4 protein-coding genes and 1 riboswitch are annotated in these 2,001 nt (G+C 35.9%); of the genes, 1 reads left to right on the top strand and 3 read right to left on the bottom strand.

Features of this window, described 5'->3' with window-relative positions; all coding sequences use genetic code 11:
• A partial coding sequence (locus GXX20_01550) for a sigma-70 family RNA polymerase sigma factor (protein HHW30350.1) occupies window positions 1–92 on the bottom strand: 92 nt, incomplete at its 3' end.
• A 558-nt stretch (window positions 93–650) separates the two neighbouring features.
• On the opposite strand from GXX20_01550, the gene GXX20_01545 reads away from it, so the two are divergent.
• Window positions 651–977, top strand: a complete 327-nt coding sequence (locus GXX20_01545) for a helix-turn-helix transcriptional regulator (GenBank protein ID HHW30349.1) — start codon at window positions 651–653, stop codon at window positions 975–977.
• Window positions 978–1,168: 191 nt separating this feature from the next.
• Window positions 1,169–1,258: riboswitch (cyclic di-GMP riboswitch) on the bottom strand.
• A gap of 106 nt (window positions 1,259–1,364) precedes the next feature.
• Here the strand turns inward: GXX20_01545 and GXX20_01540 are convergent.
• Window positions 1,365–1,499, bottom strand: a complete 135-nt coding sequence (locus GXX20_01540; protein ID HHW30348.1) for a cyclic lactone autoinducer peptide — start codon at window positions 1,497–1,499, stop codon at window positions 1,365–1,367.
• A 1-nt stretch (window position 1,500) separates the two neighbouring features.
• The coding region (locus GXX20_01535; protein ID HHW30347.1) for an accessory gene regulator B family protein at window positions 1,501–2,001 on the bottom strand (501 nt) is incomplete at its 5' end.

Below are 2,001 nucleotides of genomic sequence, written 5' to 3'. Positions count from 1 at the left end.
TGTTTGATCAGTTCTACAACTTCATCTGCAATTTCAATAAAAAAGTCAGATTTATAAAACGGGTATAAATCCCTTAAATTGATCTTTTTCATATATGAACCTCCGTTTTGATTTTTTTGAGTTAAAAACCAAAACAGAGGCGGAGGAGAACGGCACCCGATACAATTCTCCTTTTTTCGACAAAAAAAGCCTACTTGGATATAATCCAAATAAGCTTTTTCTAAAACTGCGCTATTGTGTTTCCTAATATTACGCTCTGTTAGTTCTACTTGATGCCCACATTTGCCCTGTGATAAAAATGAGCTTTTTTTAACAGTTGGAGATTAGTTGTGAGACAAAAAATGATGTCAGCTTCATCAAGCCCGACCGCTATCTATTAGCGGATGATGACCCCTCGTATTATACTGGATAAACATTAAAAACCCTCCAAACCCGTAAGCCTGAAGGGGAATTCTTTAGACATGCGAAAACCCCGCCAAACTCACGCTTTTTTTTATTTGGCGGGTATCGCCTATCTTAATAACTTAATGTAAACCATATCTAATATGGAATTTAATGATTATACGCTCTATTAGTTCTTATTTTTATAGCTCTCATGTATCGTTTAACCTCCTAAACAGGAACTGTAAACTGTTATCGGAGGTGAACCAATGATGCACAACAATTTAGATAGTTTAGGTGAAATTCTAAAAGCTGCAAGAAAAAGCAAAAACCTTACCCGTGAACAATTAGCAGAAAGAATAAACATATCACCCCGATATTTGATGTCCATAGAAAACGAGAATAAAAAGCCAAGCTATAGTGTTCTTTTTCGTCTCATCCGCGAATTAGGCATATCAGCTGACGCAATTTTCTATCCTGAAGGTAAACATACCAATAATGAAATAAATCAAATTACTCGCTTGCTTTACCAGTGTGATAAGCGCGATCTCAAGGTTCTGTCAGCAACAGTTAAAGCTTTATTAGAAACTAAATGATGCCTGATACCCTTTTTTGTTATCCGTAACTGCAATTTTGAAGACATTGGTAGCTCGACATCCTTTGCACCGCCCCACTTATCTACATTCAAATACACGATATCAAATCTAAAAAATCAATACGTATCAAATAAAATAAAAGGAAAAAACCTGCCAGACGAAAAGTGGGCAGGTTTAGTACACACAGTAAATGCGGCAACCAGGCTATCATAGTGTTACTAATCACCTTAGACCCTTTGGCTTTGCGTCCTTGCCTTTCGACAAGTTTGCTATTAACGCTCATTATTTAATTTATCCCATAAAGGCTTCAATTTCTTTTCAATTTAGTACTGTTATATTTCATATGTTACTACCATAGCCGGTTGCCTTTGAGTCAAAAAAGTTTTTCTACTTTTTCAAGCTCTTTGGTGGTTCCGGTTGGTACATTAGAAACATGCTCGTTGTTCCAATATTCGTCATGGCTACTACAGCGAACACTGCTGCCAATCCTTGAAATAGAAATTTACTAATAAATTTTAACATTCTAATTCGCCTCCCTTCTTTTAAAAGTAAGCAGAATATCACATAAGCCAATAAATCTATGGCCCACAGGTGTTAATGTAAAGGCTTGCCAAAGTAGTGCAATTGATATAATCCAGGCAGGCAAGCTATTAAACCCCAAGGCAATAGCAGTTATAGATAAAATCACAACTGTTAGTAATGTGTACCATCGGAAGGCTAATTCTATTTTATTGTCTTTAAAAGGTTTATTGGAAGGAGCCTGTGGAGGATAGATCCAATATAAACCAAATGTTAATACGAGAATGCCAAGTAAAATAACAGGATGTAACTGCCGGATGAATGAGTAATTTACTTTGATGGAATATCCCAATACTGTAAATATGAAAACACTTGTTACTAAACACCTATAGTATGCTGAACAATGTGCTCCACCTGATAAGGTGCGAATGATGCCAGTTACGATAAGCAATATCGCAATTTCAACAGTAATATCCATGATGAAAGCAAAGGAAAAAAGAATACA

The organism is Clostridiaceae bacterium (assembly GCA_012840395.1).
In the GTDB taxonomy this organism is placed as follows: domain Bacteria; phylum Bacillota; class Clostridia; order Acetivibrionales; family DULL01; genus DULL01.
Note: the sequence above shows the minus strand (reverse complement) of the source record. Positions and strands in the feature narration are given on the sequence as shown.

Excerpts from the sequence above, each read along its gene's own strand:
- GXX20_01540 (HHW30348.1), bottom strand. The coding sequence starts at position 1,499 with ATGTTAAAATTTATTAGTAAATTTCTATTTCAAGGATTGGCAGCAGTG.
- GXX20_01545 (HHW30349.1), top strand. The coding sequence starts at position 651 with ATGATGCACAACAATTTAGATAGTTTAGGTGAAATTCTAAAAGCTGCA.